The following is a 25,548-nucleotide window of genomic DNA, read 5'->3' on the forward strand; positions in this document are numbered from 1 at the left end:
TCACGTTCACCTGTCACCCGGATTGCATGCAAAAACGCCCCGGTCTGTCGACCGAGGCGTTTTCAAGGTTAAAGCACTGACAAAAACACCGTCTTCAACCGGCTCTACGCAGCAACCAGACACCCAGCAGGGCGCAGACGCCGGCCGGTACCAGCACCGCAAACAGCGGCGAGAAACCGAACACCAGGCTCGACGGGCCGAGCAGATCCTGAACAATGCGGAAGGTGAACCCCACCAGCACGCCAGTGAATACCCGCTGACCGAGGGTCACCGAACGCAGCGGCCCGAAGATGAAGGAGATCGCCATCAACACCAGCGCTGCGGTGACCAACGGCTGCAACACCTTGACCCAAAAAGCCAGCCAGTAACGGCCGTTGCTCAAGCCCTGATCCGCCAGATAGTGGATATAACCCCACAGACCGGTGATCGACAGCGATTCCGGCGCCATGACTACCGTGTTGAGCAATTGCGGGCTCAGCGATACATCCCAGCTTTCGCTTGGTGTGTTGACGACTTCAGTGCTGCGCTCATGGAACAGCGTGGTGGTGACGTCAGTCAGCTCCCACTTTTGCCCGTCGAACTCGGCGCGCTTGGCGAAGCTCGACGACAGCAGATGCCGTTCTTTGTCGAAGTGATAGCGGGTCACGCCATACAACAGACCGTTAGGCTGCACGGCGTTGATGTGGATGAATTCCTCACCCTGACGGTGCCACATACCGTGCTTGGCGCTTTGCGCATCGCCACTGCCCTGAGCCAGCGAACGATTGGCCTGCGCCATGCTTTCGGTTGCCGGCGCAACGTACTCGCCGATCAGCACGCCAGCCAGCATCAGCACCAGCATTGGCTTCATGACGGCCCAGACGATACGCCCGATGGAAACACCAGCGGCGCGCATCACCGTCAGTTCGCTGCTGCTGGCCAGACTGCCGAGGCCGATCAGGCAGCCGATCAGCGCTGCCATCGGCAACATTTCGTAAAGACGACGTGGTGCGGTCAGCAGCACGAAGCTCAACACATCGGTCAGGGTGTAGGTATCGCTGACGTCACTCATCTCGTCGATGAAGGCAAACAACGTTGCCAGACCCAGAATGATCGCCAGCACGGCGATGATCGCCATAAACACGCTGCTGCCGATGTAGCGGTCGAGTTTAACCACGAGCCACCTCCAGCGCAGCGCTGCGACGGCTGGCCATCTTCAGGCGCAAGGGCTCCCAATACAGCAGGCCGAGACCGATGATCAGGAAGATCGCGTGCACCCACCACAAGCCCAGGTTCGCCGGGAGTTTGCCCTTCTCGAGGGCGCCGCGGGCGGCAATCAGGATGGTCAGATAAGCCATATAAAGAAGAATCGCCGGCAGCAGCTTGAGGAAACGTCCCTGACGCGGATTGACCCGCGACAGCGGCACCGCCATCAGGGTCACGATAAATACCAGCAACGGCAGCGACAGACGCCACTGCAATTCGGCCTTGGCGCGAATGTCGTCATTGCTCATCAAAGTCGAAGTCGGCATGGCGTCGCGGTCGGTGACTTCCTCGCTGACATCCGGCTTGGGCAGCAGCACACCATAGGTTTCGTAATGAATGGCGCGATAGTCGGCCTGCCCCGGGCTGCCGTCATAGCGATAGCCGTTGTGCAGAATCAGGTAGCGGTTGCCGTCGTGACGGATTTCCTGCTGACCCTTTTCCGCTACAAGCACGGAAATCCCGCGGTCCTTCTGGTCGGCGCCGAGGTTCTTCTGCGAGATGAATACGCCGCTGAGATTGATCCGGTCGTCAGTCAGGCTTTCGGTGTAAGTCACCCGGGTACCGTCGCGCAGGGCCTGGAAGCGACCTGGCTCAAGGGTGTCGAATTCGGTCAGCGCGTCCTGCTTGTTCAGCAGCAACTGGAACTGATTGGCACCCTGCGGGGCCAGACTCAGGCTCAGCCATGCCACGACCAGCGCCACCAGCGCGGCCGGAAACAGAGTCATGCCCAGCAACTTCTGCTGGCTCATGCCGGTCGCCGAGAGCACGGTCATTTCGCTTTCGAGGTACAGGCGACCGTATGCCAGCAAGATCCCGAGAAACAGGCCCAGCGGCAAAATCAGTTGCAGGAAGCCCGGCAGACGGAAGCCCATGATCAGGAACAGCGAGCCCGGATCGAGCTGGCCGGCAGCGGCCTGAGCCAGGTATTTGATGAAGCGACCGCTCATAATGATGACCAGCAACACCGCACTCACGGCACTGAGGGTCAACAGGACTTCGCGGGACAGATAACGGAAGACGATCAAACCAGACACTCCAGGGTTGTCAGGCTAAGGCGGCCAAACAAGCAAACGTATCGACCGGCCCGCAAGGCAGAGCGGTCGAAAAAGATGCGGCATTATCCTGTGATTGAGGGCGCCTGTCACTGCGCACACTCATCCAGCGATGCAATACGTTGAAGATCGTACAACCGAGGGTTGTCAGGCGCGGCAAGCGAGGTTCAAACTGCGGCCTTTGTCGCGGGCGCTGGCCTGCGTCTCTTCTATCTATAAGCAGGCGACTGCGGACTCCGTCGAACGCCTGCGTGCTGACCATTCATTCAGGGACCCGGACATGGAACTGGTTGTAAAAAGCGTTAGCCCAGAAACGTTGAAAACCGCCACTCTGGTGGTTGCCATTGGCGAAGGCCGCAAACTCGGCGTCGCCGCCAAACAGGTCGATGAACTGAGCGGTGGCGCGATCAGCGCCGTGCTCAAGCGTGGCGATATCGCCGGCAAGGTCGGTCAGACCCTGCTGCTGCACAGCCTGCCGAACCTCAAGGCCGAGCGCGTGTTGCTGGTCGGTGTGGGTAAAGATGAAGAGCTTGGCGACCGTCCTTTCCGCAAAATCGCCGCCGGCATCCTCAACACCCTGAAAGGCCTGGGCGGCACTGATGCCGTGCTGGCACTGGACGAAATCATCGTCAAAGGTCGCGACAGCTACGGCAAAACCCGTCTGCTGGCCGAAACCCTGGTGGACGGCGGATACACTTTTGATCAGTTCAAGAGCCAGAAAGCCGAACCGCGCGCCCTGAAGAAAATCACCCTGCTGACCATCAAGGCTGCTCAAGCCGAAGTGCAGCGCGCCGTGAACCACGCCACCGCGATCGCCAACGGCATGGCCTTCACCCGTAACCTGGGCAACCTGCCGCCGAACATCTGCCACCCGACTTTCCTCGGCGAACAAGCCAAGGATCTGGGCAAAGAGTTCAAGGATCTGAAAGTCGAAGTGCTCGACGAGAAGAAGATCAAATCGCTGGGCATGGGTTCGTTCTACGCCGTTGGCCAGGGCAGCGCCCAGCCACCACGCCTGATCGTCATGCAATACAACGGCGGCAAGAAATCCGAGAAGCCTTACGCGCTGGTCGGTAAAGGCATCACGTTCGACACTGGCGGCATCAGCCTGAAACCGGGCGCCGGCATGGACGAAATGAAGTACGACATGGGCGGCGCTGCCAGCGTGTTCGGCACCCTGCGTGCCGTGCTTGAGCTGAAACTGCCGATCAACCTGGTGTGCGTCCTCGCTTGCGCGGAAAACATGCCGAGCGGGAACGCTGCACGTCCGGGCGACATCGTCACCACCATGAGCGGCCAGACCGTGGAAATCCTCAACACCGACGCCGAAGGCCGTCTGGTGCTGTGCGACGCCCTGACCTACTCCGAGCGCTTCAAGCCGCAAGCCGTGATCGACATCGCCACCCTGACCGGTGCCTGCGTGGTTGCACTGGGCGCGCACACTTCCGGCCTGCTGGGCAACAACGACGAACTGATCGGCCAACTGTTGAGCGCCGGCAAGGCTGCCGATGACCGCGCCTGGCAACTGCCGCTGTTCGACGAATACCAGGAACAACTGGACAGCCCGTTCGCCGACATCGCCAACATTGGCGGCCCGAAAGCAGGCACCATCACCGCTGCCTGCTTCCTGTCGCGCTTCACCAAAAACCTGAACTGGGCGCACCTGGACATCGCGGGCACCGCATGGACCAGCGGCGGCAAGGACAAGGGCGCCACTGGCCGTCCGGTTCCACTGCTGACCCAATACCTGCTGGATCGCGCCAAAGCCTGAAACCGATGACTTGCGGCGGCGTCCTCCTCTTTGGAGGGCGCCGCTTGCAACTCAGGAACCGCAATGACCAAAGTCGATTTCTACATCCTGCCCAGCGCCGATCCTTCGGCACGCCTGGATTTTGCCTGCAAGCTCACCGAAAAAGCCTGGCGCATGGGTCACCGCATCTACCTGCATTGCAGCGATGCCGCTCAGCGCGATGATCTCGATGCGCGCCTGTGGGCATTCAAGGGCGAAAGCTTCGTGCCTCACGGCCCTGCCGACAGCGAACCGGAAGGTTTGATTGTCTTGGGTGTGGGTGACGACTGCGGCCAACACCAGGATCTGCTGGTCAACCTCGATCTGAAAGTCCCGGCCTTCGCCAACAAATTCGCTCGCGTAGCGGAGGTTGTGGTGGAAGATCCGGCGATTCGACAGGCCGCGCGGGAGAGTTTCCGTTTCTACCGCGAACAGGGCTATCCTCTGCAAGATCACCGTTTACAGCGACTATGAGTACGCCGATGGACACTCCAAAACCGCTGCAAAAGCCCGGCCTGCTGGACGATCTCGAATCGATCCGCCAGTTGCTCGGCGATGACAACCTGCAACCGCCACTGCTGACCGACACGGTCGATGATGGCGAACAGGAACAAATTCCGATGTTGTTCGATGCGGTCAGCCCTGCGCCGCAAGCTGTCGAACCACCTCCCGCACCTGCCCCGACACCTGCCGCCCAACCGGCAGCGCCTGTGGATAAAGGTCCGGACGCCCTGCTGCACCTGGACAGCGAACTGCGCGCCGCCGCGCAATTGATCATGCAAGACGTGATCGACGACTTCGCCCCGCACATCGAAACCGAAATCAAACGCCGCCTCGATGCGCGGATGGAACGGCTACTGAGCCAGTACGAATAATCCTTCCTGACCTGCTGGAGCAGCCCTGTGGCGAGGGGATTTATCCCCGTTCGGCTGCGCAGCAGTCGTAAACCCTGTAAATGCGCATCGTCGATGAAATGCTGGGGCCGCTGCGCAGCCCAACGGGGATAAATCCCCTCACCACACAGGCTCTCTCCAACATAAGATCCCCACCCGGCCCGCCCCGCTCGCCCTCGGCCCCATGCCCCGCTATACTTCCCGGCTTTTCCTGAATAAATGCCAATAGGGTCCCGCCGCGCATGGATAAGACCTACCAGCCGCACGCCATTGAAACTTCCTGGTACAACACCTGGGAGTCTGAGAACTATTTCGCCCCGCAAGGCGCGGGCGACTCCTACACCATCATGATCCCGCCGCCGAACGTCACCGGTAGCCTGCACATGGGTCACGGATTCAACAACGCGATCATGGACGCCCTGATCCGTTTCCGTCGCATGCAGGGTCGTAATACCCTGTGGCAGCCGGGCACCGACCACGCCGGTATCGCCACGCAGATGCTGGTGGAGCGTCAACTCGAAGCTCAGGGTCAGAATCGCCACGATCTGGGCCGCGAGAAATTCCTCGAGAAAATCTGGGAATGGAAGGATCAGTCCGGCGGCAACATCAGCCGTCAGATCCGCCGCCTCGGCTCGTCCGTGGATTGGAGCCGCGAGCGCTTCACCATGGACGACGGCCTGTCCGAAGCCGTTAAAGAAGCTTTCGTGCGCCTGCATGAAGACGGCCTGATCTATCGCGGCAAGCGTCTGGTCAACTGGGACACCAAGCTGCACACGGCGATTTCCGACCTCGAAGTGGAAAACCACGACGAGAAAGGTTTCCTGTGGAACCTGAAGTACCCGCTGGCTGATGGCGCGAAAACCGCTGAAGGCAACGATTTCCTGATCGTCGCGACCACCCGTCCGGAAACCATGCTCGGCGACTCCGCCGTCGCCGTTAACCCGAACGACGAGCGCTACAAAGCCTTGATCGGCAAGTTTATCGAGCTGCCACTGGTTGGCCGCCGCATCCCGATCATCGCCGACGATTACTGCGATCCTGAATTCGGCACCGGCTGCGTGAAAATCACCCCGGCCCACGATTTCAACGACTACGAAGTCGGCAAGCGCCACAACCTGCCGCTGCTGAACATCTTCGACAAGAACGCCAACGTGCTGCCTGCGGCCCAGGTGTTCAACCTCGACGGTACGCTGAACGAGACCATCGACGGCGCGATTCCGGCCGAATATGCCGGTCTGGAGCGTTTTGAAGCGCGCAAGCAGATCGTTGCTGCGTTCGACGCCGCCGGCCTGTTGGTCAGCGTCGACGATCACAACCTGAAAGTACCGAAGGGCGACCGCTCCGGCACCATCATCGAGCCGTGGCTGACCGACCAGTGGTACGTGTCGACCAAGCCATTGGCCGAGCCTGCGATTGAAGCCGTTGAAGACGGCCGCATCCAGTTCGTGCCGAAGCAGTACGAAAACATGTACTTCTCGTGGATGCGTGACATCCAGGACTGGTGCATCAGCCGTCAGCTGTGGTGGGGCCACCGGATTCCGGCCTGGTACGACGAGTCGGGCAAAGTCTACGTCGGTCGCGACGAAGCCGAAGTTCGCGCCAAGCACAATCTCGGCCCGGACGTTGCACTGCAACAGGACAACGACGTTCTCGACACCTGGTTCAGTTCCGGCCTGTGGACATTCTCCACACTGGGCTGGCCTGAGCAGACCGAGTTCCTGAAGAAATTCCACTCCACCGACGTGCTGGTGACTGGCTTCGACATCATTTTCTTCTGGGTTGCCCGGATGATCATGCTCACCATGCATTTGGTGAAAAACGAAGACGGCACGCCGCAGGTACCGTTCAAGACCGTTTATGTTCACGGTCTGGTACGTGATGGCCAAGGCCAGAAGATGTCCAAGTCCAAGGGCAACGTCCTTGACCCGCTGGACATCATCGACGGTATCGAGCTGGAAGAGCTGGTGCAGAAACGCACCTCCGGCATGATGCAGCCGAAACTGGCGAAGAAGATCGAGAAGCAGACCCGCGAAGAATTCGCCGAAGGCATCGCCAGTTACGGCACCGACGCCCTGCGCTTCACTTTCTGCTCGCTGGCATCGACCGGTCGCGACATCAAGTTCGACATGGGCCGCGTTGAAGGCTATCGCAACTTCTGCAACAAGATCTGGAACGCCGCGCGTTATGTTCTGGACAAGGGCGAAGACTGCGGCCAGAACGGCGAGGCCTACGAGCTGTCGCTGGCGGATCGCTGGATCATCTCGCAACTGCAACGCACCGAAGCCGAAGTGACCCGTCAACTGGATCAATTCCGTTTCGACCTGGCTGCACAAGCACTGTACGAGTTCATCTGGAACCAGTATTGCGACTGGTACCTGGAACTGTCCAAGCCTGTGCTGTGGGACGAAAACGCTCCGGTCGAACGTCAACGTGGCACTCGCCGTACGCTGGTTCGCGTACTGGAAGTGGCGCTGCGTCTGGCGCACCCGTTCATGCCGTTCATCACCGAAGAAATCTGGCAGCGTATCGCGCCGCTGGCCGGTATCGAAGGCAAGACGATCATGCTGCAACCTTGGCCAGTGGCCAACGAAGAACGCATCGATCAGGGCGCCGAAGATGATATCGAGTGGCTGAAAACCCTGATGCTCGGCACGCGCAACATTCGCGCCGAGATGAACATCGGCCCGGGCAAGCCACTGCCGATCTACCTGAAGAACGTCAGCGCTGAAGACCAGCGTCGTCTGACCGAGAACGAAGCGCTGCTGAAGAAGCTCGCGCGTCTGGAATCGATCACCGTTCTTGCTGCCGGCGAAGAAGCGCCACTGTCCGCCACCGCTCTGGTTGGCGAGATGGAAGTGCTGGTGCCAATGGCCGGTCTGATCGACAAGGGCGCTGAACTGGCGCGTCTGGACAAGGAAATCCTGCGTTTGCAGGGTGAAGTCCAGCGCGTTGGCGGCAAGCTGTCGAACGCCGGTTTCGTAGACAAGGCCCCGGCCGAAGTCATCGAGAAGGAACGCGCCAAGTTGGCCGAAGCCGAACAGGCTCTGGGCAAACTGGCCGAGCAGCATGCGCGGATTGCCAGCCTGTAACGGCAAATCGCACTGAAAAAGGGAGGCCCGAAACGGCCTCCCTTTTTTGTGCCCGCAACTTTTTCATCCACCATAAATCGCTGTGGGAGCGAGCTTGCTCGCGAAGAGGCCATGTCAGGTGAAAATAATTTTGACTGACAGGACGCCTTCGCGAGCAAGCTCGCTCCCACAGGGATCAGTGATATTTTCGATAATGGGTTCGAAGCCGCTGGATGTGGGACAATACCCGCCACTTTCAGCCATACCCGAATCGACCACGCCCATGAACGCCCCTCGCACACCCAAACCTGCGCGCAAGAAGCCTGACTCCGCGACCCCGGCCAAAGCCGTTGAACCGCGTGAAAAAGCCAGCCTGCACCCGCGCAACCGCCATCAGGGTCGTTACGACTTCCCGGCGCTGATCAAGACCACGCCGGAACTGGCGAAGTTTGTGATCATCAATCCGTACGGCAAGGAAAGCATCGACTTCGCCAGTCCGGACGCGGTGCGGGTGTTCAACCGGGCGTTGCTCAAGTCGTTCTACGGCATTGCGCATTGGGATATCCCGGCCGATTACCTCTGCCCACCGGTTCCGGGGCGCGCCGATTACGTGCACTTCCTCGCTGATATGCTAGCCAGCATCAACGATGGCAAGGTGCCGCGCGGTGCGATCATCAACGTGCTGGACATCGGCATGGGCGCCAACTGCGTTTATCCGCTGATCGGTAACAGCGAATACCGCTGGCACTTCCTTGGCTCGGAAATCGATCCGACGGCCGTGGCCGCCGCCAAAGCCATCGTCCAGTCCAACGATCTGAACAAGGTTATCCAGCTGCGCCTGCAGGAGAACCGCAAGCACATCCTGATCGGCTTGCTGGAACCGGGCGAACGTTTTGACCTGACCATGTGCAACCCGCCGTTCCACGCCTCGATGGACGAAGCGACCAAAGGCAGCGAGCGTAAGTGGCGCGCCCTGGGCCGTGCCGACCCGAAACGCAAACTGCCGGTGCTGAACTTCGGCGGGCAGTCGGCTGAATTGTGGTGTGAAGGCGGCGAAGCGCGGTTTGTGACGCAACTGATCGCCGAGAGCGCGAACTTCCAGCACAAAGTGCTGTGGTTCAGCACCCTGGTGTCGAAAGCCTCGAACCTGCCCGCCATCGAAACCGCCCTGAAGAAGGCCGGCGTCCTTGAAAGCCAGGTGGTGGAAATGTCTCAGGGCCAGAAGCAGAGCCGCTTCGTTGCCTGGACCTTCCAGACCAAGTCCGAGCAGCAGATCTGGCGCCGCGAGCGCTGGGTTCGCTAACACTGAACCACTGGCTGGCAAAGTCCAACTGTGGGAGCGAGCTTGCTCGCGAAAGCGGTGTATCAGTCGATATTGAAGCTGACTGACACGCGGCCTTCGCGAGCAAGCTCGCTCCCACAATGGTTTCAGTGGGCATCACCAAATCGCAGACACAAAAAAACCGTGCCCGGATCACTCCGGTGCACGGTTTTTTTATTGTTGCGTCTTACTTGTTCACAGCGTCGGTCAGGCCTTTGGCCACAACCAGCTTGATCACTTTCTTGGCCGGGATTTCGATGGCAGCGCCAGTCGAAGGGTTACGGCCAGTGCGGGCAGGACGCTCGGTCACTTTCAGCTTGCCGATACCTGGCAGAGTGATTTCGCCGCCGTTTTCCAGCTGATCAGCAACGATTTGGCCCAGTTGGTCCAGAGCGTTACGCGCGGTGGTTTTCGGCGCGTCGATAGCTTCAGCGATGTCGGCGATCAGTTGGTCTTTAGTAAGAGCCATGTAGTGTTCCTTCCCTATCAAATTCATATGGATTGCAGAGTGCAGTGTCAGCCATCGAGCCCGATCTTCTGGATCTGGCACCCTCGGCGATAACCACGACGAGTCGGGTTATAGATACCGAAATCAGGGTTTGGTTCGACCTGACAAATGCTGAATGCACGCTTAACGCAGTGACTTCGCGTAAGACGGGGCAAAACTAGCACAGAGACGGGGAAATATCCGCCTCTAGCTACCCATTTGGTCAGCTTTATTGCTCTAAATCGTGAAAAAACTGCATAAGGACAGGCTCCCGCCCCGGAATTGCCCTTCACCCCGCGCCAAAACCAGTGGTTGCGGTACACTGGGCGCTTTTTCGGGGGAGCCTGCCCTCCTCCCATCCACCAGCCGAGAAGCCCATGCCGATCCGTCATTGCATCGTCCATTTGATCGACAAAAAACCCGACGGCACGCCCGCAGTTCTGCACGCTCGTGACTCTGAACTGGCTGAGTCCGCGGCCATCGAGAACATGCTCGCCGACCTCAACGAGAGCTATAACGCCAAACAGGGCAAAGCCTGGGGGCTGTTTCATCCGGAATCCGGTGCGTTCCCGTTCAGCGGCTGGCTGAAGGAATACTTCGAAGGCGGCAAGGATTTCACCGCATTCAGCAAAGTAGCGGTCGAGCATCTGCAAAAACTGATGGAAGAGTCGAACCTGTCGGTCGGTGGCCACGTTTTGTTCGCCCACTACCAGCAAGGCATGACCGATTACCTGGCCATCGCCCTGTTGCACCACAGCGAAGGCGTCGCAGTGACTGACGAACTGGACGTGACCCCGTCGCGCCACCTCGACCTCGGTCAATTGCACCTCGCGGCGCGAATCAACGTCTCCGAGTGGCAGAACAACAAGCAGTCCAAGCAGTACATCTCGTTCATCAAGGGCAAGAACGGCAAAAAGGTTTCGGAGTACTTCCGCGACTTCATCGGCTGCCAGGAAGGCGTCGACGGCCCGGGCGAGACCCGCACCCTGCTCAAGGCCTTCAGCGACTTCGTTGAAAGCGAAGACTTGCCGGAAGAGTCCGCCCGCGAGAAAACCAAGACACTGGTGGATTACGCCAGCAGCCAGGCCAAGCTCGGCGAGCCGATGGGTCTGGAAGAGCTGTCGGAGCTGATCGACGAAGAACGCCCGAAAGCGTTCTACGATCACATCCGCAACAAGGATTACGGCCTGTCGCCGGAGATTCCGGCAGATAAACGCACGCTCAACCAGTTCCGCCGCTTCACCGGCCGCGCCGAAGGCCTGTCGATCAGCTTTGAAGCGCACCTGCTAGGCTCGAAGATCGAATACGACGAAGAAGCCGGCACGCTGGTAATCAAAGGCCTGCCGACCTCGCTCACCGATCAGCTGAAGCGTCGCAACTGATGCTAGGCAATGTGCTGAAGAAGGTTCTGCTGGTACTGCTGGTAGTGGCGGTCTATCAGAACTGGGGCAAGATCGAGCGGGTGTTCAATCCGTCGCAGATAGTCTCCGAGCAGACGCGAGGCCAGGCGAACGTCGTGCTCTATACAACCGACTGGTGCGGCTACTGCAAACAGACCAAGCGCTTTCTCGACAGCAAGGGGATTCCTTTCAAGGAGTTCGATATCGAGAAGGACGCCGAGGCGCGCAAGGCGTATGAGGCTCTTGGTGGACGCGGGATTCCGCTGATCGACGTGAATGGCACGTTGATTCGAGGGTTTGACCAGCAAAAGATTCTTGCAGCCCTGAAATAACCCAACTCCCTGTGGCGAGGGAGCTTGCTCCCGCTGGGCTGCGAAGCGGCCCCCGCTTTTCAAAGTGAGACCGCAATCACCGGTTTTTACGACTGCTGCGCAGCCGAGCGGGAGCAAGCTCCCTCGCCACAGATAGGTAATGGTTACTTGGCTTCGATACGGAAACCAAAGCGCGGAAAGTGCACATGCACCACACCGCCGCGTTCGTCTTCGCGACGTACGATCAGTTCCTCACTGCCAGCAAACAACAACTCGCCTACCACCGGGTCAACGCCGTAATCAATCGCGGCGATTGCCACTTGTTGCCCGGCCTTGAAGCCGTTGGGATCTTCGAACTGCTCATCCGGCAGTGCCGCCGGGGTTGCATTGCGCGCAACGTCCAACGCCTCTTCAGAAGTCATCTCACTCGCCGCGCCATGGCCAAAGCCCAGCACACGCCCCAACCATGCGGATACGGCCGGATAGGCATCGACCAAAGGCGCAGTGACGTGGGTTGCCTTGAGGAACCACATCGGATGCGCCAGGGCGAAGTCGGCAATCGACGGTTCGCCGAACAGGAAGTCGCCCTGCTCGCGCTGCAACTGCTGCTCCAGACGACCCATGATGGTCGGCCATTGGTGCTTGGCCTGCTCGGCGGACAAACGCGTGGCGCTGCCACCGCTGAACAGACCGGCGCGGTCGGCGAGAAACGCCTTGATCGCTTCCGGCGGCAACTTGCCGAAGCGCACCGCCACTGATTCCGGCTGGAATACCAGACTGACTGCGTGCTGAAACACTACCGAGTCGGCCCACGCAGCGAAACTGGCGGCGATCATTTCCTGACCTTCAGGGAAGAATGCGGGCGAGGCTTTTTCCTGCTCCAGACGACGGGCGATCAGCGAGGTGTCGCAATAGATGTCAGCGCCGATTTGCAGCACCGGGGTCTTGCGGTAGCCACCAGTCAGTGCGGTCAGATCGGGTTTGGGCATCACTGGCGAAATATGCACCGAGCGCCAGGACAAGCCTTTGAAACCCAAGAGCAGACGGGCCTTTTCGGCAAATGGGGAGGTCGGGTAATGATGCAGAATCAACTCGGACATGCTCGGCTCCGCCGCTCAAAAGATGAACCCGCAGCTTAGCGTGCATTTGCTTAGCAGCCTACAGATCTGCCTGATGGGAACCGATCAGTCAGATTGATAAGACGCGACCAGACATTCCTTGGCGCTTTTCCTGAGCTTTTTGATCAGCCGTTCCTGACGCAGGGCATCGCCCTTGTCACGACACAACTCGGTGTAGACCAGCGCCATCGCCGGGCTTGAAAGGAAGAAGCGCGCACCCTTGCCGCTTTGGTGCTTGGCGAAACGCCGCACCGGATCATCGCTGATCCCGCAGTACAGCGAGCCATTGGCGGCGCGCACTAGATAGACGAACCAGGATTTGCTCACTGGCACGTCGGCATCGACAGAATTTTCGCTGAGGGTCGTCACTTGTCGATCAAGGGTGCGTAGGAAACAGGCCGCGATCTTATCAGCGACCGGCCTGAAATGCCTTCAGTCCCTTCAATGCCTGCGCACGCACTGCGTTACGCACCACTGGCGTCCAGCCCAGCAGCAGACCTTTGAAACCCAGCGCCTGACGCGACCAGCGCCACAGATCGAACTGATCATGGTGCTCGCAGATCTTGCCGTCGCGAAACACGAAGCGCGCCTGGATATCGTTGATCACGACATTGCCGGTCTGGCTGAAAAGATAGGTCGCCACCCAATGTGCGCCGCCGCTGCGCTCATCGGCGCGGACATTGTCGAAGGTCAGGGAGAAATCCTTGGCCCGGGTCGTAAGCATGCGCCACATGTCGCCGGCATCGCGCCCGCGCAGTTCGCCGAAGGCCGGATCGCTGAACACCACATCATCGGTGTAACACGCGGCCATGGCCTCGGCATCGAGGCGCTGGAAGGCCTGATAGAACCGGGTGATCAACGCAGCATGGGCTTCACTCACGGGCAATCTCCAAAATAGGTACAGATTGCCAGCACGATAATCTGCAATCGCCCGAAACACTATCGGCATTCGCGCACCGAATACCGCCAGACACAAACCCTGTGGGAGCGAGCCTGCTCGCGAAGAGGCATGCACCTTCAATATCACTGGCGCCAGAACCACCGTTTTCGCGAGCAGGCTCGCTCCCACATTTGAAATCACCGCCTCAGATTTTTTCGCTTTGTACCTGCACGTACAGCGCACGCCCGGCACCAAGCCCGGCGATGATCGCGCCCGTACCGATAATGCCGAAGATCCAGCCGACAGCATTCCAGCCGCCGGTCCAGTCGTGCACGACGCCGACCGCGAACGGTCCCATCGACGCCAGGGTGTAACCGAAACCCTGGGACATGCTCGACAGGTTGGCCGCCACATGCGCGTCACGCGAGCGCAACACGATCAAGGTCAGCGCCAGCGAGAACGTGCCGCCCTGCCCCAGACCCAGCAGAATCGCCCAGCCCCACAGACCTTCGATGGGTGCGTACAGGCAACCGAACAGACCGCCGAGGGTCAGCGCCATCACTACCACGATCGCCAGACGCTGATCCTTGCCACGAGTGGCCAGCCACGGTGCAGCCAGGGAACTGGCGAGCTGAACGATGACCGAACCGGACAACACCAGACCGGCCTGGGTCGGGGTCAGCCCGCGACCGATCAGGATCGAGGGCAACCAGCCAAACACGATGTACGCCAGCGACGATTGCAGGCCCATGTACAAAGTCACCTGCCAGGCCAGCGGATCACGCAGCAAACCGCGCACCCGATAAGCCACGTTGTGCGCGCCGTGCTTCTGCCCGACTTGTGGCAGCCAGAACACCGCGGCAGCCAGCGCCGGAATCACCCAGAAGCCAAGGCCCATCGCCCAACTGCCGCCGAAGTGCTCGCTCAACGGCACGCTCGAACCTGCCGCCATCGCCGCGCCCAGGCACAGGGCCATGGTGTAGACACCGGTCATGGTGCCGGCGTGTTTGGCGAAGTCGCGTTTGACGATGCCCGGCAGCAACACGCCGATGATGCCGATGCTCGCGCCGCCAAGGACGCTGCCGGCGAACAGACCGATTTCACCGAAGTTGCTACGAACGATGATGCCGGCGGCCAGTGTCAGCAAAATCCCCAACACCACACGCTCGGCGCCAAAACGCCGCGCCAGAATCGGCGCAAGCGGCGCGAACAGCCCCAGGCAAAGCACCGGCAAGGTGGTCAACAGACCGGCCTGAGCCGCCGACAGCCCCAGACTTTTCGACACATCACTGAGCAGCGGCGCCATGCTCGACAGCGCCGGACGCAGGTTCAGCGCAACCAGAATCAGCCCCAGCAGCAACAGCCATGGTCGGCGCACCAGCGGATGGCTTTGCTGGACTTGTTCGTCATCGGCCTCGGCATCGATCAGCAACTCTTCGAGCTCTGCCGTGCGCTTGGGGGTTGAGAGATTTTTCCCGGTTTCAAGGTTCATTGATCAACTGCCTCGAGAGTGCTTTGGCCCGCTCCGGATCACGTTGCTCGACCGCATCGAGCAACTCGATGTGCAGATCGAACACTTCCTGACGGCGCGGGACGATGTTCAGGGTCTGGCGCAATTGCGCGCCGACGATGCTGGAAAAATAGCGATACAACTCGCTGAGCGTCGGGTTGTGTGCGGCGTCCACCAAACGACGGTGGAACACCAGATCGCAAGCAATGTAGGTATCGAGATCGCCGTGGTAATGGCTACCACTGGTGCCGAGCGCCTCACGCAGTGCGAGCAGGTCTTCATCAGTACGTCGCAATGCGGCCAGGCCAATCGCCTCAACCTCAAGGATGTGCCGGGTTTCCCGGGCCTGCTCTAGCGAGCAGCGCGACAGCGCCTTGAGCGTGTCCATCGGATCGACCAGCGCTCGCAGATAGCTGCCATCGCCCTGACGGATTTCGATCAACCCGGAAAACGCCAACACACGCATGGCTTCGCGCACGGTGTTGCGGCTGATGCCCAGTTCGGCGCACAGCTCAGGCTCGGTTGGCAAACGCTCACCAACAGCCCAAACGCCATCTGTAATGCGCTGGCGCAACTGATCCAAAGCCTGATCGACCAGGGATCGCTTAATGAGAGGTGAAATTTCTGACATAGGATTCGCCCTTTCATCCAATCATAGGATGAATTTTCCGACATGTTAGTCAGACTCGCGTAGGACGGCAACCACCTACGGTCATTAAGAGACATATGGAGCGGCATTTTCGATTAGTCAAAATTACCCTTTAAGGGTAATTTCAGGGACAGGGTTTTGGTTTCTTATGGAAAAGAACACACCCCATTACGACTTGGCGGTGATCAAGGCTGAGGTCAGGCGGCTGGGAACAAAAGCCTTCACAAAATCTGCAGAGAAACACGGCCTGGACCTCGGTTTTAGCCTCAAAGAAATGCGAGAGATCATTTTCGAGTTGCAGCACAGGATGTTGTACAAATCGATGACCACCTATGACGACCATCGGGTCTGGCAGGACGTGTACTACATCAATTCAAAAGACCTGGAGATTTACATCAAGGTGACCTACCGCCCCGGCGGCGGCCCACCGGTGATCTCCTTCAAGGAGAACAACCCATGAAAACCCGGCAATGTGTCAGCTGTGGTGCCCGTGAGGGAATGAGACATTTCGAAGGGCGCGGCGAAACCCTGAGTGTCAAAGGCATGGAGCGCCGTGTAGATGATCTTTCTGGCTGGGAATGCCAGCAATGCGGCGAAGTCGAATGGGATCACGATACCGATAGCGCGGACCGTTACACGCAAGCAGGTGACGAGCTGGTTATCGCGGCCCGACAAATGATCGGTACCGAGATGAAGCGTATCCGGCGCAAATTGCACCTGACGCAGAAAGAAACAGTGCAATTGCTGTCAGGTGGAGGTCACAACGCATTTTCAAGGTACGAGCGCGGTGAATTACTGCCGCCGAAGGCCTTGATGCTTTTGATGCGCTTGCTGGATCGCTACCCGCATTTACTCGCTGATGCTCGAGTCTTGGCCGAAGGGGCGGATTTGAGAGGGGCGTTCAAGTACATCATCCACAAAGAACACGAAACGCTCACGGTGTCTTGAAAGCACTCCAACAGGACTGATCTTTCTGCGGACCGCCAAAGAAATCGGTCCTACCACACGAGTCGTAAAAACCGTCTGCCCATGGAGTGTTTTCCCACACTACATGGGCCTATCTGCCGACATATCCCACAGCCTCCGGACTTCAGACTTTAGACATTCATCTGAGGGCGCTCTTGCCCTTTGTTTTTGTCCATAAGGAAGTGGAACAGCTCATGGTAGAAGTCAATTTCGGCACTCAGCGCGGCCGCCCTTTTGTCCTGGAAAAAAATCGTCAGCTGCTGGCAGTGCGCAGTCATGCAGGAAAGAACCTGACACACACACTGTGCTGCGAGTCGGCGCTCTCTGCGCTGGAAGGTTGCGAACTGTTGCTGCATGTCGAAGACGCTGATGTACAAGTTTTCAAACTGCCTCTGAACGCTGACCCGTCGCAACGCAAAGCCATGCTGCGAAAGTTGCCGGATGTGCGTTTCGCCGGCAGCGTCCTGATGGACCCTCGCACGCAAGAGCCCGTGCTCTACACCGAGAATATTTTTTTAAAGTTCACCGACTCACTGAAAGCCACGCAATGCCTGGCCATCCTCGATGAGCTGGGACTGATGATCAAACAACAGGTGCCTTACGCAGCCAATGCCTTTTTCGTACATCACCCCGACGTCCAGGGAATCGATATCTGTGCATTAACCTGTGATTGGCTGAAGCGCGACGAGATCGAGTACTGCCATCCGGAGATGCTCCGCCAAGGCCAGCGCCGGGCGATCCACGCCAATCAGTGGCATCTGAAGAAAACCACTGTGACCTACCAGGTCGAAATCGATGCCAGCGCCAATGTCGAAGCCGCCCATGAACTCGCGCAGGGCGCAGGCATCGTGATTGCAGTCATCGACGATGCCTTTGATATAGACCATCCCGAGTTTGCCGGAGAAGGCAAAGTGGTCGGCGCACAGAACTTTGACCGACGTAACGCCAAGCAAGGTCCACGGCCAAAAAACGCCTTTGAACGACATGGCACTGCCGCCGCCGGGGTGGCTTGCGCGAATGGTCAGGACGGTGCCAGCGGCGTTGCCCCGCAGGCCAGCCTGATGCCGTTGAAACTGACCAAACCCTTGGGTTCACGGGCTGAGGCTGACGCCTTTTTCTGGGCTGCCGATCAAGGTGCCGACATTATTTCCTGCAGTTGGGGACCGGCCGAAGGGCATTGGGCTGATCCCTCCGACCCGCGTCACACACAAGTATTTCCGCTGGCGGCCAGCACTCGTCTGGCTATCGAATACGCAGCCACCAAAGGCCGTAACGGCAAAGGCTGCGTGATCTTTTTTGGCGCAGGCAACGGTAATGAATGTGTCGATAACGATGGCTACTCCAGCCACCCGCAAGTGATTGCCGTAGGTGCCAGCAACGATCAGAACCGACGCAGCGCCTACAGTGATTATGGCAAAGCGCTGTGGTGCTGCTTTCCCAGCGGCGATCTGCAACACCCCGATCCGAAGTTCAAGCCCGCAACCTTGATCCCGCAGACCCGAGGTATTCGCACCACGGATTTGAGCGGCAGCTTCGCCGCACAAACGCTGCCGGCCTACACCGACTCATTCAGCGGCACCTCCAGCGCCTGCCCCGGAGCTGCGGGCATCGCGGCACTGGTACTCGGAGTCAAACCGGGACTGGACCGTGAAGCGGTGCGACAGGTACTCGCCGACTGCTGCGACAAGATCGGCCATGCCGACGACGGGCCACTCGGTCGGTACGACGAGAACGGTCACAGTCATTACTACGGGCACGGCCGCCTCAACGCATTGCGGGCGGTGCAAATGGCGCTTGCAGACAGATCAGACACTGACTGATTCGCCCATGAAAAAAGCCCCGCCGGGCAACCGGAGGGGCTTCTTGTCACAGCTCTCAAACCATCAATGCAAAATCTGACTCAGGAACAACTTGGTCCGATCATTCTGCGGGTTATCGAAGAAGTCATTCGGCGCAGCCTGCTCAACGATTTCGCCCTTGTCCATGAAGATCACGCGGTTGGCCACGGTGCGGGCGAAGCCCATTTCGTGGGTTACGCAGAGCATGGTCATGCCGTCTTCAGCGAGGCCGATCATGGTGTCCAGAACCTCTTTCACCATCTCCGGATCGAGCGCCGAAGTCGGTTCATCGAACAGCATGATTTTCGGTTTCATGCACAGGGCACGGGCAATCGCCACACGCTGCTGCTGACCGCCGGACAGTTGCCCCGGGAATTTATGCGCCTGCTCCGGAATGCGTACGCGCTCCAGATAATGCATGGCGATTTCCTCGGCCTTGCGCTTGGGCAGCTTGCGCACCCACATCGGCGCCAGGGTGCAGTTCTGCAAAATGGTCAGGTGCGGGAACAGGTTGAAGTGCTGGAACACCATGCCGACTTCGCGGCGGATCGCTTCGATCTGCTTGAGGTCGTTGGTCAGTTCCACGCCATCGACGACGATGCGGCCCTGCTGGTGTTCTTCCAGACGATTCAGGCAGCGAATGGTGGTCGATTTGCCGGAACCCGACGGGCCGCACAGAACGATACGCTCGCCCTGTTTGACGTTGAGGTTGATGTCTTTCAGTACGTGGAACTGGCCATACCACTTGTTCACGCCCTGCATCTGAATAATGCCTTCAGCGCTTACAGGCTTTTTGATTGCTTCACTCATTACAGAACTCCTAACGCTTGTGGCCAGTGTCGAGCTTGCGTTCCAGATGCATGGAATAGCGCGACATACCAAAACAGAAAATCCAGAACACCAGGGCGGCGAACACGTAGCCTTCGGTGGCCATGCCCAGCCATTTCGGATCGGCAGCGGCTTGCTTGACGCTGTTGAGCAGGTCAAAGAGGCCGATGATGATCACCAGACTGGTGTCCTTGAATAGCGCAATGAAGGTGTTGACGATGCCCGGGATTACCAGCTTCAGGGCTTGCGGCAGAATCACCAGCCCCATCGCCCGCCAGTAGCCGAGGCCCATTGCTGCGGCTGCTTCGTACTGACCTTTGGGAATCGCTTGCAGACCGCCGCGCACCACTTCGGCCACGTAGGCCGACTGGAACAGGATCACACCGATCAGCGCCCGCAGCAGCTTGTCGAAGTTCATGCCTTCGGGCAGGAACAGCGGCAGCATCACCGAGGACATGAACAGCACCGTGATCAACGGCACGCCGCGCCAGAACTCGATGAACGTCACGCAGACCACGCGGATCGCCGGCATGTTCGAACGTCGACCCAGCGCGAGGATGATCCCCAGCGGCAAGGCGCCGGCGATCCCGACGGTGGCGATGACCAGGGTCAGCATCAGGCCGCCCCATTGGCTGGTCGCGACGGCGGTCATGCCGAAAACGCCACCGTGCAGCAGGCACCAGGCGATGATCGGGTACAGCACCAGGAAGCTCAGGCCGTACACCGCTTTACGCGGGAAGCGCGAGATGAACAGCGGTGCCACGCCGATGACCGCCAGCCACACGGTCAGGTCCACGCGCCAGCGCAGTTCCGGCGGGTAGTAGCCGTACATGAACTGGCCGAAACGCTGCTGAATGAACACCCAGCAGGCGCCGTCCTTGGTGCAATCGGCGCGGGTGGTGCCGACCCAGTTGGCATCGAGAATCGCCCAACTGAGAATCGGTGGTACCACCAGGTAAATCAGGTAGAACGCAAACAGCGTCAGCAGGGTGTTGAGCCAGCTGGAAAACATGTTCGCGCGCATCCACGCCACCACGCCGATGCTACTGCTCGGTGGGGGCATGTCGGGTTTGAAAGTATGGGTAGTCATGCGCTTTTCCTCACCGTTCGATCAGCGCAATGCGCTTGTTGTACCAGTTCATCAGCAGGGAAATGCTGATACTGATCGCCAGGTACACGCTCATGGTGATGGCAATGACTTCAATCGCCTGACCGGTCTGGTTGAGCACAGTGCCGGCGAACAGCGAAACCATTTCCGGATAACCGATACCGGCCGCCAGCGAAGAGTTTTTCGCCAGGTTCAGGTATTGGCTGGTCAGCGGTGGAATGATCACTCGCAGCGCTTGAGGGATGATCACCTTGCGCAGGGTCGGGCCGTTGCGCAGGCCGAGCGAACGGGCCGCTTCGGTCTGGCCGTGGCTGACCGACTTAATCCCGGAGCGCACGATCTCGGCGATGAACGCCGCGGTGTACACGGTCAGGGCCAGGGTCAGCGCCAGCAGTTCCGGGATCAACACCCAGCCGCCGACAAAGTTGAAGCCCTTGAGCTGAGGCATTTCCCAGTGCAGCGGCGCACCGAAGATCAGCGCACACAAGGTCGGAATCACCAGCAGAATCGCCAGCCCGGTCCAGAACTTGCGGAACGGAACGCCGGTCGCTTCAAAGCGCTTGTTGGCCCAGCGGCACATCAGCACGATGGCAACGATGGACAGCACGACGCTGATAAAGAACGCCCAGAAGCCGTCAGCCATTTGCGCGGCCGGCATGTTCAGGCCACGGCTGCTGACGAAGAAGGTGTCACCGAAGTTGTGACTGGCGCGCGGTCCCGGCATGGTCAGGAACACCGCGAAGTACCAGAAGAGGATTTGCAGCAGCGGCGGAATGTTGCGGAAAACCTCCACATACACGGTCGCCAGTTTGCTGATGATCCAGTTCGGCGACAGCCGCGCCACACCGATGATGAACCCCAGCAGTGTTGCCAGAACCACGCCGATAACCGTCACCAGCAAGGTGTTGAGCAAGCCGATGACGAACACCCGGGCATAGCTGTCCGATTCGGTGTAGTCGATCAGGTGCTGAGCGATGCCGAACCCGGCACTGCGCTCCAGAAAGCCGAAACCGGAAGTGATACCCCGGTGTTGCAAGTTGGTCTGGGTGTTATCGAACAGATACCAGCCCATCGCGACCACCGCCACAACGGTGATGATCTGAAATAGCCACGCACGCACTCGTGGATCGCTGAGGCTGAGCCTCTGCTTAGGTGCGCCGATTGAATTTTGCATGAAGTGCCCCGCAAGAAATGGAACAGAACATCACCTGGCGGTTGGCCCGCCGGGTGATAGAACCATTAGCGCACTGGTGGTGCGTACTGAATGCCGCCGTTGTTCCACAGGGCGTTCAGGCCACGGTCGATTTCCAGCGGAGTGCTCTTGCCGAGGTTTTTCTCGAAGATTTCGCCGTAGTTACCAACCTGGGAAACAATTTTAACTACCCAGTCCTTCGGCAGTTTCAGATCCTTGCCATATTCACCGTCGCCACCGAGCAGACGAGCAACGTCCGGGTTCTTGGTGGATTTGGCTTCTTCCAGCACGTTTTTCGAAGTGATGCCGGCTTCTTCAGCGTTGAGCAGCGCGTAGCCGACCCAACGCACGATGGCCAGCCACTCGTCGTCGCCATTACGCACGACCGGGCCCAGAGGTTCCTTGGAAATGGTTTCCGGCAACACGATGTAGTCTTTCGGCGAAGCCAGTTTGCTGCGCTGAGCGAACAGCTGGGATTTGTCCGAAGTCAGTACGTCGCAACGACCGGATTCCAGCGACTTGGCGCTTTCATCGGAGGTGTCGAAAGTGATCGGGGTGTACTTCAGGCCATTGGCGCGGAAGTAGTCGGACACGTTCAGCTCGGTGGTGGTACCGGCCTGAATACAGATGGTTGCACCGTCCAGTTCCTTGGCACTTTTCACGCCCAGCTTGTTGTTGGCCAGGAAGCCCACGCCGTCGTAGTAAGTGATGAAGCCAGGGAATTTCAGGCCCATGCCCGCGTCACGCGAACTGGTCATGGTGGTGTTGCGCGAGAGCAGGTCGATTTCGCCGGATTGCAGCGCGGTGAAGCGCTCCTTGGCGTTCAACTGACTGAACTTGACCTTGGTCGCATCGCCGAAAACGGCAGCGGCCACAGCGCGGCAGACGTCAGCGTCGATCCCGAGGATCTTGCCGGAAGCGTCCGGTACCGAGAAGCCCGGCAGACCGTCGCTCACGCCACACTGCACGAAACCTTTCTTCTGCACTGCATCCAGGGTTGCACCCGCCTGAGCGAACCCGCTGACACCGAGTACTGCTGCTGCAGTCACGATTGCCAGGGTGGATTTCAACATCTTCATTCAAACCTCCAGTTTTGCTCTTGTTGTGTCGGAGCTGAGTCCAGTCGCACCCTTTTGAGGCGTTGTTGACCCGTGTTGGCTTTTTATAGGGTCAACCGACGTAAGACTTTCGCTATGAGTCTAGTAGGAGAAAATCCACATCATGGATAACTCACTTCTCACCAATCGGCCGAACGGGCTGTAGCCCTTTCACGTTCGCTGCGCCCGTAGCGGCCATTGGCGAACATCCATCACCGGATTCTTTGCAATCCCGTCGCAAGCCGTACACTGATAGTGTTACCGGCAGACGTAGGATGCTTCGTACAGAATCCTCCATAGCAAACCCCGTACCACACCGGCCGCTGAAGCGATTGAGCAGCAGGTCAATAGAAAAACTTGTAGCCTTGCGACATCTTCTTAACGGATCAACCCGTCGCGCACTCGAATCACGCACTTAATGAGAGCGCCCGCACATTTTTGGAGCAAACATGACTCAGCCCTTGATTCTTCAGCCCGGCAAGCCCGTAGACGCCTGCGTAATCTGGCTGCACGGCCTTGGCGCTGATCGTTATGACTTCCTGCCAGTCGCCGAGGCGCTGCAGGAAACCTTGCTGACAACCCGCTTCGTATTGCCCCAGGCACCGACTCGCGCAGTCACCATTAATGGTGGTTACGAGATGCCGAGCTGGTACGACATATTGGCCATGAATCCGGCACGCGCCATCAGCCGTGAGCAACTGGACGAGTCAGCGCAAATGGTCGTCGAACTGATAGAAGAACAAAAATCCAGCGGGATAGACCCCTCGCGGATTTTTCTGGCCGGTTTCTCCCAAGGGGGCGCTGTCGTTCTGCACACCGCGTTCCTGAAATGGCAAGGCCCGCTCGGTGGCGTACTTGCCCTGTCCACTTATGCCCCGACATTCAGTGATGAACTGGAGTTGTCTGCCAGCCAGCAGCGAATCCCGGTGTTGTCGATGCATGGCCAATACGACGACGTAGTGCAAAACGCTATGGGCCGTAGCGCTTATGAGCATTTGAAGACCCGTGGTGTCACCGTGACATGGCAGGAATACCCAATGGGCCACGAAGTGTTACCCGAGGAAATTCAGGATATCGGCGTCTGGCTCACCGAACGTCTGCGCTGATCGAACCGGGCCCGGTTGCCCATCCGGGCCCCTTTGATCATCACACTACGCCGCGCCCGATTCTTGCATTACACTGGCCGGCGTACATTCCTTAATCAATTGATGAGATGACCGTGCTCAAAGCACTCAAGAAAATGTTCGGTAAAAGCGAGGCTGAGCAGCTCGCGCCAGTTCCCAGTGCGCCGTCGCACGCCCCCGGCCATCGCAGCGATGCCCCCAAGGCCGACCGCCCAGCTCCCGTAGCGGCACCGAAGCAACCAGAAAAACCTGCCCCGGCCGCGCCAATCGCCGCCGAGCCAGTGCAAAGCGAAGCGCCGAAACCGGCCAGACCGCGCCGCGAACCCAAGCCAAAGGCTCCGGTCATTCACTGGAAACTCGAAGACTTCGTCGTCGAGCCTCAGGAAGGCAAAACCCGTTTCCACGATTTCAAACTCGCCCCGGAACTGATGCACGCCATCCAGGACCTGGGTTTCCCGTACTGCACGCCGATTCAGGCGCAAGTGCTTGGCTTCACCCTCGCGGGCAAAGACGCCATCGGTCGCGCACAGACCGGTACTGGCAAGACTGCCGCGTTCCTGGTCTCGATCATTACCCAGTTGCTGCAGACCCCGCCGCCGAAAGAACGCTACATGGGCGAGCCACGGGCACTGATCATCGCGCCGACCCGTGAACTGGTCGTGCAGATCGCCAAGGATGCCGCCGATCTGACCAAGTACACCGGCCTGAACGTCATGACGTTTGTTGGCGGCATGGACTTCGACAAGCAGCTCAAGCACCTCGAAGCCCGTCATTGCGACATCCTTGTTGCAACGCCGGGTCGTCTGCTCGACTTCAACCAGCGCGGCGACGTGCATCTGGACATGGTCGAAGTGATGGTGCTGGACGAAGCCGACCGCATGCTCGACATGGGTTTCATCCCGCAAGTGCGTCAGATCATTCGCCAGACCCCGCCGAAAAGCGAACGTCAGACCCTGCTGTTCTCTGCGACCTTCACCGAAGACGTGATGAACCTTGCCAAGCAGTGGACAACCGATCCGTCGATCGTCGAGATCGAATCCGAGAACGTTGCCAACGTTAACGTTGAGCAGCACATCTACGCCGTGGCCGCCGCCGACAAGTACAAGCTGTTGTACAACCTGGTGACCGACAACGGTTGGGAACGGGTGATGGTCTTCGCCAACCGCAAGGACGAAGTCCGCCGTATCGAAGAGCGCCTGGTGCGCGACGGCGTGAATGCCGCGCAGTTGTCCGGCGACGTGCCGCAACACAAGCGCATCAAGACGCTGGAAGGTTTCCGCGAAGGCAAGATTCGCGTGCTGGTCGCCACTGACGTGGCCGGTCGTGGCATCCACATCGACGGCATCAGCCACGTGATCAACTTCACTCTGCCGGAAGTCCCGGACGACTACGTGCACCGCATTGGCCGTACCGGTCGGGCCGGCGCCGATGGCGTGTCGATCAGCTTCGCCGGTGAGGACGACTCCTACCAGTTGCCGTCCATCGAAGAAAAGCTCGGTCGCAAGATCAGCTGTGAAACGCCACCGACGCATCTGCTGCGAGCGGTTGAGCGCAAGCGTCCGCAGTAAGCGACGCACGAAAAAAGGCGCAGCCAGCAATGGACTGCGCCTTTTTTTTCGTCCGGATTTTTTTCAATGGGTGTCTTGCCCGACAAAACTAAAAGTCCATAATG

24 protein-coding genes are annotated in these 25,548 nt (G+C 59.1%); 12 read left to right on the forward strand and 12 right to left on the reverse strand.

The window, feature by feature from the left end; genetic code table 11:
* Window positions 1-94 precede the first annotated feature (94 nt).
* The gene (gene lptG / locus ACTWLJ_RS01890; RefSeq protein WP_401220496.1) at window positions 95-1,156 is read right to left on the reverse strand and encodes an LPS export ABC transporter permease LptG; all 1,062 of its coding nucleotides are present in this window, start codon (window positions 1,154-1,156) and stop codon (window positions 95-97) included.
* Window positions 1,149-2,270, reverse strand: coding sequence for an LPS export ABC transporter permease LptF (gene lptF, locus ACTWLJ_RS01895; protein ID WP_401220499.1), 1,122 nt, complete (start codon window positions 2,268-2,270; stop codon window positions 1,149-1,151). Before lptF ends, lptG begins: the two co-directional genes overlap by 8 nt.
* A 307-nt stretch (window positions 2,271-2,577) precedes the next feature.
* Between lptF and ACTWLJ_RS01900 the strand changes: the two genes are divergently transcribed.
* The 5 genes from ACTWLJ_RS01900 (at window position 2,578) to rlmF (ending at window position 9,350) form a co-directional block, all read left to right on the forward strand.
* The gene (locus ACTWLJ_RS01900; RefSeq protein WP_445179670.1) at window positions 2,578-4,068 is read left to right on the forward strand and encodes a leucyl aminopeptidase; all 1,491 of its coding nucleotides are present in this window, start codon (window positions 2,578-2,580) and stop codon (window positions 4,066-4,068) included.
* 63 nt (window positions 4,069-4,131) lie between these two features.
* Window positions 4,132-4,560, forward strand: a complete 429-nt coding sequence (locus ACTWLJ_RS01905; RefSeq protein WP_445179671.1) for a DNA polymerase III subunit chi — start codon at window positions 4,132-4,134, stop codon at window positions 4,558-4,560.
* 8 nt (window positions 4,561-4,568) lie between these two features.
* Window positions 4,569-4,961, forward strand: a complete 393-nt coding sequence (locus ACTWLJ_RS01910) for a DNA polymerase III subunit chi (RefSeq protein WP_401220507.1) — start codon at window positions 4,569-4,571, stop codon at window positions 4,959-4,961.
* A 260-nt stretch (window positions 4,962-5,221) separates the two neighbouring features.
* Window positions 5,222-8,068 carry a valine--tRNA ligase gene (locus tag ACTWLJ_RS01915; RefSeq protein WP_445179672.1) on the forward strand — a complete coding sequence of 949 codons (2,847 nt, stop codon included), beginning with the start codon at window positions 5,222-5,224 and terminating at the stop codon, window positions 8,066-8,068.
* A gap of 262 nt (window positions 8,069-8,330) precedes the next feature.
* Entirely contained in the window at window positions 8,331-9,350 is a 1,020-nt protein-coding gene (gene rlmF / locus ACTWLJ_RS01920; RefSeq protein WP_445179673.1) for a 23S rRNA (adenine(1618)-N(6))-methyltransferase RlmF, read from the forward strand.
* A 205-nt stretch (window positions 9,351-9,555) separates the two neighbouring features.
* Here rlmF and ACTWLJ_RS01925 read toward each other — a convergent pair whose 3' ends face one another.
* On the reverse strand, window positions 9,556-9,837 hold the full coding sequence (locus tag ACTWLJ_RS01925; RefSeq protein WP_003221909.1) for an HU family DNA-binding protein: 282 nt from the start codon (window positions 9,835-9,837) through the stop codon (window positions 9,556-9,558).
* A 395-nt stretch (window positions 9,838-10,232) separates the two neighbouring features.
* Between ACTWLJ_RS01925 and yejK the strand changes: the two genes are divergently transcribed.
* Window positions 10,233-11,237 carry a nucleoid-associated protein YejK gene (yejK, locus tag ACTWLJ_RS01930; RefSeq protein ID WP_445179674.1) on the forward strand — a complete coding sequence of 335 codons (1,005 nt, stop codon included), beginning with the start codon at window positions 10,233-10,235 and terminating at the stop codon, window positions 11,235-11,237.
* Window positions 11,237-11,587, forward strand: a complete 351-nt coding sequence (locus ACTWLJ_RS01935; RefSeq protein WP_445179675.1) for a glutaredoxin family protein — start codon at window positions 11,237-11,239, stop codon at window positions 11,585-11,587. Before yejK ends, ACTWLJ_RS01935 begins: the two co-directional genes overlap by 1 nt.
* 143 nt (window positions 11,588-11,730) lie before the next feature.
* Here ACTWLJ_RS01935 and ACTWLJ_RS01940 read toward each other — a convergent pair whose 3' ends face one another.
* The 5 genes from ACTWLJ_RS01940 to ACTWLJ_RS01960 all read right to left on the reverse strand — a co-directional run bounded on the left by ACTWLJ_RS01940 (window position 11,731) and on the right by ACTWLJ_RS01960 (window position 15,705).
* The gene (locus ACTWLJ_RS01940) at window positions 11,731-12,666 is read right to left on the reverse strand and encodes a glutathione S-transferase family protein (RefSeq protein ID WP_445179676.1); all 936 of its coding nucleotides are present in this window, start codon (window positions 12,664-12,666) and stop codon (window positions 11,731-11,733) included.
* 84 nt (window positions 12,667-12,750) lie between these two features.
* Window positions 12,751-13,053 (reverse strand): GIY-YIG nuclease family protein, encoded by a 303-nt coding sequence (locus ACTWLJ_RS01945; RefSeq protein ID WP_401219983.1) that lies wholly within the window; start codon window positions 13,051-13,053, stop codon window positions 12,751-12,753.
* Between the two features lie 40 nt (window positions 13,054-13,093).
* On the reverse strand, window positions 13,094-13,564 hold the full coding sequence (locus ACTWLJ_RS01950) for a nuclear transport factor 2 family protein (RefSeq protein ID WP_445179677.1): 471 nt from the start codon (window positions 13,562-13,564) through the stop codon (window positions 13,094-13,096).
* 205 nt (window positions 13,565-13,769) lie between these two features.
* Window positions 13,770-15,056 (reverse strand): CynX/NimT family MFS transporter, encoded by a 1,287-nt coding sequence (locus ACTWLJ_RS01955; protein ID WP_445179678.1) that lies wholly within the window; start codon window positions 15,054-15,056, stop codon window positions 13,770-13,772.
* A complete protein-coding gene (locus tag ACTWLJ_RS01960; protein ID WP_445179679.1) occupies window positions 15,046-15,705 on the reverse strand; it encodes a FadR/GntR family transcriptional regulator in 660 nt (219 codons plus the stop codon). Before ACTWLJ_RS01960 ends, ACTWLJ_RS01955 begins: the two co-directional genes overlap by 11 nt.
* 166 nt (window positions 15,706-15,871) lie before the next feature.
* Between ACTWLJ_RS01960 and ACTWLJ_RS01965 the strand changes: the two genes are divergently transcribed.
* The 3 genes from ACTWLJ_RS01965 to ACTWLJ_RS01975 all read left to right on the forward strand — a co-directional run bounded on the left by ACTWLJ_RS01965 (window position 15,872) and on the right by ACTWLJ_RS01975 (window position 18,509).
* Complete coding sequence (locus ACTWLJ_RS01965) at window positions 15,872-16,183, forward strand: type II toxin-antitoxin system MqsR family toxin (protein ID WP_445179680.1); 312 nt, start codon at window positions 15,872-15,874, stop codon at window positions 16,181-16,183.
* On the forward strand, window positions 16,180-16,671 hold the full coding sequence (locus ACTWLJ_RS01970) for a type II TA system antitoxin MqsA family protein (protein WP_445179681.1): 492 nt from the start codon (window positions 16,180-16,182) through the stop codon (window positions 16,669-16,671). Before ACTWLJ_RS01965 ends, ACTWLJ_RS01970 begins: the two co-directional genes overlap by 4 nt.
* A gap of 212 nt (window positions 16,672-16,883) precedes the next feature.
* On the forward strand, window positions 16,884-18,509 hold the full coding sequence (locus ACTWLJ_RS01975; RefSeq protein ID WP_445179682.1) for a S8 family peptidase: 1,626 nt from the start codon (window positions 16,884-16,886) through the stop codon (window positions 18,507-18,509).
* A 63-nt stretch (window positions 18,510-18,572) separates the two neighbouring features.
* On the opposite strand, the gene ACTWLJ_RS01980 is transcribed toward ACTWLJ_RS01975, so the two are convergent.
* The 4 genes from ACTWLJ_RS01980 to ACTWLJ_RS01995 all read right to left on the reverse strand — a co-directional run bounded on the left by ACTWLJ_RS01980 (window position 18,573) and on the right by ACTWLJ_RS01995 (window position 22,734).
* On the reverse strand, window positions 18,573-19,337 hold the full coding sequence (locus ACTWLJ_RS01980; protein ID WP_401219997.1) for an amino acid ABC transporter ATP-binding protein: 765 nt from the start codon (window positions 19,335-19,337) through the stop codon (window positions 18,573-18,575).
* Window positions 19,338-19,347: 10 nt separating this feature from the next.
* Window positions 19,348-20,445 (reverse strand): amino acid ABC transporter permease, encoded by a 1,098-nt coding sequence (locus ACTWLJ_RS01985; RefSeq protein ID WP_445179683.1) that lies wholly within the window; start codon window positions 20,443-20,445, stop codon window positions 19,348-19,350.
* Window positions 20,446-20,455: 10 nt separating this feature from the next.
* A complete protein-coding gene (locus ACTWLJ_RS01990; RefSeq protein ID WP_401220002.1) occupies window positions 20,456-21,637 on the reverse strand; it encodes an amino acid ABC transporter permease in 1,182 nt (393 codons plus the stop codon).
* 65 nt (window positions 21,638-21,702) lie between these two features.
* Window positions 21,703-22,734 (reverse strand): amino acid ABC transporter substrate-binding protein, encoded by a 1,032-nt coding sequence (locus tag ACTWLJ_RS01995; protein WP_401220005.1) that lies wholly within the window; start codon window positions 22,732-22,734, stop codon window positions 21,703-21,705.
* 467 nt (window positions 22,735-23,201) lie between these two features.
* Here ACTWLJ_RS01995 and ACTWLJ_RS02000 point away from each other — a divergent pair, with 467 nt between their 5' ends.
* Together ACTWLJ_RS02000 and rhlB are read left to right on the forward strand one after the other, a co-directional pair.
* Window positions 23,202-23,858 carry an alpha/beta hydrolase gene (locus ACTWLJ_RS02000; RefSeq protein ID WP_445179684.1) on the forward strand — a complete coding sequence of 219 codons (657 nt, stop codon included), beginning with the start codon at window positions 23,202-23,204 and terminating at the stop codon, window positions 23,856-23,858.
* 107 nt (window positions 23,859-23,965) lie between these two features.
* On the forward strand, window positions 23,966-25,444 hold the full coding sequence (gene rhlB, locus ACTWLJ_RS02005; protein WP_445179685.1) for an ATP-dependent RNA helicase RhlB: 1,479 nt from the start codon (window positions 23,966-23,968) through the stop codon (window positions 25,442-25,444).
* Window positions 25,445-25,548: the final 104 nt, after the last annotated feature.

This window comes from Pseudomonas sp. McL0111 (genome assembly GCF_052567255.1).